Below are 5,625 nucleotides of genomic sequence, written 5' to 3' on the forward strand. Positions count from 1 at the left end.
CCGGTCAGGGTCCCGGTGGCGCTTCGCAGGCGTTCCCGTCGGCGGCCGGTGGCCCGCCCGCGCCCCCCGCGTTCCCGCAGGAGACCGGGCGTCCCCCGGCCGGCGGTCCGCAGGGCGGCCCCTTCGGCGGTCCCGGTGGCGGACCGGGCTCCGGTGGTCCCGGCTCCGGCGGTCCCTCCTTCGGCGGCGGTGACGACGACTGGGTGATCTCCCCGCCGTCGTCCGCCAACCCCTCGGGCCCCGGCCAGGGCGGTGGGTACGGCTACCCCCAGCCCGGTGGCACCCAGGCCCCCGCGCACCCCGGCTTCCAGCAGGCCCCCGCGGGCCCGGGCTTCCCGGACGCCCCGGGTCAGTCCACCTGGACCGCGACCATCGGCCCGGACCGCGAGTACTTCATGGCGATGATGCACCGCTCCGGCCCCGAGGCCACGGGCCTGAACCTGCCCGCGTACTCCCCCGAGCAGCAGCGCACCCTCACCGGCGACCAGGTGACGATCGGCCGCCGCCGGCACTCCACCGGCGACACCCCGGACATCGACCTGGCCGTGCCGCCGGAGGACCCGGGCGTCTCGCACCAGCACGCGATGCTGGTGCAGCAGCCGGACGGCAGCTGGGCGGTGGTCGACCAGAACTCGACCAACGGCACCACGGTCAACATGTCGGAGGAGCCGATCCAGCCGTTCGTGCCGGTTCCGCTGCGCGACGGCGACCGGGTGCATGTGGGCGCCTGGACGACGATCACGGTCCGCCGGAGCTGAAACCCGAGGTCCGGCGGCAAGGCGGTCACGGGAGGGGCCAGGCGTACGGCCCCTCCGGGTCGTCCAGCCAGGCCCAGCCGTGCTCACCGGCGAGCGTGACGCCGTACCGTTCGCGCTCCGGTTCCTGCTCGCGCTCCCACAGCGTGTACGCCTCCCGCGGGTCGAGCGCGCCTCGGCTCAGCGCCAGCAGGAAGCGGAAGGTGTCCTGCTCACGGACCCTGCGCGGCAGCCCCGCGCAGCAGACGCCCTCGGGTTCGGCACGGGCCTGGCCGCGCAGCGGCACGAAGTAGGCGGCCGTGCCGAGGAAACGGCCCTCGGCGTGCTCCGCGTCCCGCACGGTGAGCGCGAGCAGTCCGGTCGCCAGCGGCAGCAGGACGCGTGCGCCGGGGCGGCACTGGGCGAGCCAGGCGCGCGGCACCGTGGGCAGCGCGCAGGTCGCGATGATCCGGTCGAAGGGGGCGCGTCCGGGCACCCCGCGCGCCCCGTCCCCGGTGACGACCGTCGGACGGTACCCGGCCGCGGCCAGATGCGCCCGCGCCGACTCGGTGATCTCCGGCTCCAGCTCCACGCTGGTGACGAGATCGTCGTCGCCGAGCCGCTCGGCCAGCAGGGCCGCGTTGTATCCGGTGCCCGCGCCCACCTCCAGGACCCGGTCGCCGTCCTCGACGCGCAGCGCGGCCAGCATCCGGGCCATCAGGGAGGGCTGGCTGCTGGAGGACAGCAGCTCGCCGTCGCGCAGCCGGGTGGCCAGCGGCTCGTCCGCGTAGGCGCCGCGCACCCAGCGCTCCCGGGCCCGGGGGTCGGGGCTCTCGCCCCAGCGCCGCTCGTAGCCGCGCGGCCCGGCGACGAAGTAGTACGGCACGAACAGATGTCGGGGCACCCGCGCGAACGGCTCCCGCCATCTGGGGTCCGCCGCGAAGGCGCCCTCCGCCGCGATCTCCCGCACCATCCCGGCCCGCGCCGCGGCGGCGAGTTCCCCGGTGTCGTAGGCACCCATGGGACCACCCTAGAACCCCCGATCTTCTCGCTGGTCCTAGGACTTGAGTCGTGGGCCGTCCCGTCTGAGACCATGGACGGGTGAATGAGATTCGGCGCGGCACGCTTCAGGAGCAGACCTTCTACGAGCAGGTCGGCGGGGAGGACACCTTCCGCCGGCTCGTCCACCGTTTCTATGAGGGGGTCGCCGAGGACCCCGAGCTGCGGGCGATGTACCCGGAGGAGGATCTGGGCCCGGCGGAGGAGCGCCTGCGGCTCTTCCTGATGCAGTACTGGGGCGGCCCCTCCACCTACAGCGAGCGCCGCGGCCATCCCCGGCTGCGGATGCGGCACGCGCCCTTCGCGGTGGACCGGGCGGCGCACGACGCCTGGCTGCGGCACATGCGGGCCGCCGTGGACGACCTGGGCCTGTCCGAGGAGCACGAGCGGACGCTGTGGAACTACCTGACGTACGCCGCCGCCTCGATGATCAACACCGCGGACTGAGCCCCTTGTCGGACCGGCGGCGGTTCAGCCGCCGACGCTGACGCCCAGCGCCCCGAGGGGGTCGAGCGCCCCGGCCCGCCGTACCGCGATCGAGCCGTACGGCGTGCGCAGCCGCAGCCACGCGCCCGAGGACAGCAGGCCGGTGTCGGCCGCCTCGGTGCCCGGGCGCAGGAAGCCCAGGGACTGTGCCGCGTGCACGGCGCGCACGGGCAGCCGGGTGTGCCCGATCTCGCGGGACCAGATGTCCCGCCCGATCCGGTCCAGCTCCGCGCGGTTGCGTCGCTCGGGCGCCAACTCCTCGCTGCGCGCCCGGAATTCACCGACCGCCGCGGCGACCGTCGCCCGTAGCGCGTCCGGTGCCGGCAGCCCCGGCTCGGTCCGCCAGCCGCCGCGCGGCGGCAGCACACCGGCCCACGGCGGCCCGGTGACCGCGCCCGGCACGGCCGCGGTGGCCGCCCGCTCGGACACCGACTCCAGCAGTTCGCCCGCGGAGACGGTGACGTCGAGAGTGACACGGAGACCGTCCTCGTACGGCTTCGCGAGCCGTACCGCGCGTACCGCGAGCACCTCGAAGGACGGCGGCCGGCCGAAGACGGCGAGCGCGGTGCCGGCCGCCTGGAGGCGTACCGCGGCACCGCGGTCGTAGTGGAGCAGCCGGGCGAGGAAGGCGGCGAGGTCCGCCGCCTCCGTCTCGTCCACGAGGTGCAGCACCGTCATGCCGCGACGGCCTCGCCCTCTTCGGCGCCGGCCTTCTCCAGGTACTCCTGGAGGAACTCGCGCTCCTCGGAGGTGATCCGGCGCGGCCGCTGTGCCTCGAAGTCGAACGGTACGACGACGGTCGAGGCCCGCACATAGACCACGTCCGCGTCCTTCACCTCGTAGGCGATGGTGAAGGACGCGGCCCGGATCTCGGTGATCCACAGCTCGATGTCCACCGGGTGGTGCCGGTGGACGAGCTGGCGCTTGTAGTCGATCTCATGGCGCGCCACCACGGAGCCCTGCTGGAAGTCCTTGTCCGGACGGAACAGGAAGTTGATCCGGGCCTCTTCCAGATAGCGCATGAAGACCACGTTGTTGACATGGCCGTAGGCGTCCATGTCGGACCAGCGCAGCGGGCACGCGTAGGTGTGGCGCAAGACCGATCAGCCCCGGGTCAGCTTCTTGTAGGTCGCCCGGTGCGGACGTGCGGCGTCCGCGCCGAGGCGCTCGACCTTGTTCTTCTCGTACGACTCGAAGTTGCCCTCGAACCAGAACCACTTGGAGTCACCCTCGTAGGCGAGGATGTGGGTGGCGACCCGGTCGAGGAACCAGCGGTCGTGGGAGACGACGACGGCGCAGCCGGGGAACTCCAGGAGCGCGTTCTCCAGGCTGGAGAGGGTCTCGACGTCGAGGTCGTTGGTGGGCTCGTCGAGGAGCAGCAGGTTGCCGCCCTGCTTCAGGGTGAGCGCGAGGTTGAGGCGGTTGCGCTCACCGCCGGACAGGATGCCGGCCGGCTTCTGCTGGTCGGGGCCCTTGAAGCCGAAGGCGGAGACGTAGGCGCGGCTGGGCATCTCGACCTGGCCGACGTTGATGTAGTCGAGCCCGTCGGAGACGACCTCCCACAGCGTCTTCTTCGGGTCGATGTTGGCGCGGCCCTGGTCGACGTAGGAGACCTTGACGGTGTCGCCGACCTTGATGCTGCCGGAGTCGGGGGTCTCCAGACCCTGGATCATCTTGAAGAGCGTGGTCTTGCCGGCGCCGTTCGGGCCGATGACGCCCACGATGCCGTTGCGCGGCAGCGTGAAGGACAGGTCGTCGACGAGGATCTTCTCGCCGAAGGCCTTGTTCAGCTGCTCGACCTCGACCACGACGTTGCCCAGGCGCGGGCCCGGCGGGATCTGGATCTCCTCGAAGTCCAGCTTCCGCATCTTGTCGGCCTCGGCGGCCATCTCCTCGTACCGGGCGAGGCGGGCCTTGGACTTGGCCTGACGCCCCTTGGCGTTGGACCGCACCCAGTCCAGCTCCTCCTTGAGGCGCTTCTGCCGCTTGGCGTCCTTCTGGCCCTCGACCTTGAGGCGGGCGGCCTTGGTCTCCAGGTACTTGGAGTAGTTGCCCTCGTAGCCGTGCAGACGGCCGCGGTCGACCTCGCAGATCCAGCCGGCGACGTTGTCCAGGAAGTACCGGTCGTGGGTGACGGCGACGACGGTGCCCGGGTACTTGGCCAGGTGCTGCTCCAGCCAGTTCACCGACTCGGCGTCGAGGTGGTTGGTGGGCTCGTCGAGGAGCAGCAGGTCGGGCTGCTCCAGGAGCAGCTTGCAGAGCGCGACGCGGCGCTTCTCACCACCGGAGAGGTTGACGACCGGCCAGTCGCCCGGGGGGCACCCGAGCGCGTCCATGGCCTGCTCCAGCTGGGCGTCGAGGTCCCAGGCGTTGGCGTGGTCCAGCTCCTCCTGGAGCTTGCCCATCTCCTCCAGCAGCGCGTCCGAGTAGTCGGTCGCCATCTGCTCGGCGATCTCGTTGAACCGGTCGAGCTTGCCCTTGACCTCGCGGACGCCGTCCTGGACGTTCTCCAGGACCGTCTTGTCCTCGTCGAGCGGGGGCTCCTGGAGCAGGATGCCGACGGTGTAGCCGGGCGACAGGTACGCGTCACCGTTGGACGGCTGCTCCAACCCGGCCATGATCTTCAGCACGGTCGACTTACCGGCACCGTTCGGACCGACGACGCCGATCTTGGCACCCGGCAGGAAGTTCAGGGTGACGTCGTCGAGGATCACCTTGTCGCCGTGCGCTTTGCGCGCCTTGCGCATGGTGTAAATGAACTCAGCCAAGAGAAACCGTCCGGCAGCTTGAAATCTGGCAGTGGGCAGATACACCCCATCTTGCCGTACGGCCACCCCTGTGCGGAAACTCGTTATGGTCGGGGGCGCTGACCTGGGGCTTCTCGGCCGTCAGCTCATCAAGCCGTCGGCGAGCGGGCGTTCCGCTCCCCGGCTTCGTGCCGAGTCGGCCGCCGCCGCCATGGCGATGCTGGGGGCCTCCTTGGCAGCTTTCGGCGTCCGGTTCAGTGGTCGGTTGACCGTGGTGGGCGCGCTCGTGATGGCGTCCGGATGGATTGCCCTCATGGTCGCGCGCGGGAAGTTCGCCGCGCGTTCGTAGGGCCGATTGCCCCCGGGACTTCGTGGAGGGGGCGAGTGAGTAGGAGTACGGGGGCGCGGTGAGTACGCGCGCGCTGCGCGGGCGCGAGGGCCGGGGGTGACGCTTCGGGTATGCGTCGAGGAGTGTGGTGGAAGAAGTCGGCCGGGCAGTGCGTGTGGATGCTCGGGATGGGGGTCGTCGCGGCGGGGCTGTGGGCCGGTTGGCTGGGGGGGACGGGGAGCGGTCCGTACGAGGTGTGGCCGGTGGCCGG

The 5,625-nt window shown here is 71.7% G+C and carries 6 protein-coding genes; 2 read left to right on the top strand and 4 right to left on the bottom strand.

Features of this window, described 5'->3' with window-relative positions:
- On the top strand, positions 1–758 hold a 758-nt coding region (locus CCN72_RS29040; RefSeq protein ID WP_143664234.1), incomplete at its 5' end, for an FHA domain-containing protein.
- A gap of 25 nt (positions 759–783) precedes the next feature.
- On the opposite strand, the gene CCN72_RS29045 is transcribed toward CCN72_RS29040, so the two are convergent.
- Positions 784–1,755, bottom strand: coding sequence for a methyltransferase domain-containing protein (locus CCN72_RS29045; protein ID WP_086810904.1), 972 nt, complete (start codon positions 1,753–1,755; stop codon positions 784–786).
- 80 nt (positions 1,756–1,835) lie between these two features.
- On the opposite strand from CCN72_RS29045, the gene CCN72_RS29050 reads away from it, so the two are divergent.
- Positions 1,836–2,240 (top strand): globin, encoded by a 405-nt coding sequence (locus tag CCN72_RS29050; protein WP_085564778.1) that lies wholly within the window; start codon positions 1,836–1,838, stop codon positions 2,238–2,240.
- 24 nt (positions 2,241–2,264) lie between these two features.
- On the opposite strand, the gene CCN72_RS29055 is transcribed toward CCN72_RS29050, so the two are convergent.
- Genes CCN72_RS29055 through ettA form a run of 3 tightly spaced genes read right to left on the bottom strand, consistent with a single transcriptional unit; the run spans position 2,265 to position 5,047 of the window.
- On the bottom strand, positions 2,265–2,957 hold the full coding sequence (locus CCN72_RS29055; protein WP_086810906.1) for a DUF8185 domain-containing protein: 693 nt from the start codon (positions 2,955–2,957) through the stop codon (positions 2,265–2,267).
- Complete coding sequence (locus CCN72_RS29060) at positions 2,954–3,376, bottom strand: acyl-CoA thioesterase (RefSeq protein WP_086810908.1); 423 nt, start codon at positions 3,374–3,376, stop codon at positions 2,954–2,956. Before CCN72_RS29060 ends, CCN72_RS29055 begins: the two co-directional genes overlap by 4 nt.
- Before the next feature lie 6 nt (positions 3,377–3,382).
- Positions 3,383–5,047, bottom strand: a complete 1,665-nt coding sequence (ettA, locus tag CCN72_RS29065; RefSeq protein WP_086810910.1) for an energy-dependent translational throttle protein EttA — start codon at positions 5,045–5,047, stop codon at positions 3,383–3,385.
- Between the last annotated feature and the right edge of the window lie 578 nt (positions 5,048–5,625).

It is taken from the genome of Streptomyces murinus, assembly GCF_002154555.1.
In the GTDB taxonomy this organism is placed as follows: Bacteria; Actinomycetota; Actinomycetes; order Streptomycetales; family Streptomycetaceae; genus Streptomyces; species Streptomyces murinus.